Origin of the sequence: Leisingera sp. ANG-M1 (assembly GCF_000813745.1) — a bacterium.
Taxonomy (GTDB): Bacteria; Pseudomonadota; Alphaproteobacteria; order Rhodobacterales; family Rhodobacteraceae; genus Leisingera.
The window spans coordinates 765-1,099 of sequence record NZ_JWLC01000032.1; the positions used below are offsets into that span (position 1 = coordinate 765).

The window sequence follows — 335 nt, forward strand, 5'->3', positions numbered from 1 at the left end:
GATCAGCGGCAGCATATGGGCGGCGGCGACGCTGGCCATTTCCGGTGTCTCGGGGCGTTTCCAGGACAGGGTGTCAAAGCTGGAGCAATGCTCGCAGACCGGTGCCCAATCCGCGTGGATGTGGTTGCAGCTGTCGCAGACCCACTGCGGCCCGCGCGGCGCGGTCAGCGCCTTGGCCAGCCAGCCTTGCACCACCTTGTCATCCGCACCTTCACCGCGCTCGATCGCTGCCATCAGGGTCAGCGCCCGGGCGTCCGGCGCGCGTTCCGCCATGTCGGCGAGCCAGCGGCGGGCCTCGGGGAAGTCTTCGGCCACGATGTTCAGCTCAGCCATCA

Annotated in this window: 1 pseudogene; it reads right to left on the reverse strand. The window is 68.4% G+C overall.

Annotated features, from left to right (window positions below):
- A pseudogene (locus RA19_RS24035) lies at positions 1-335 on the reverse strand (heme biosynthesis protein HemY); the annotation flags it as partial.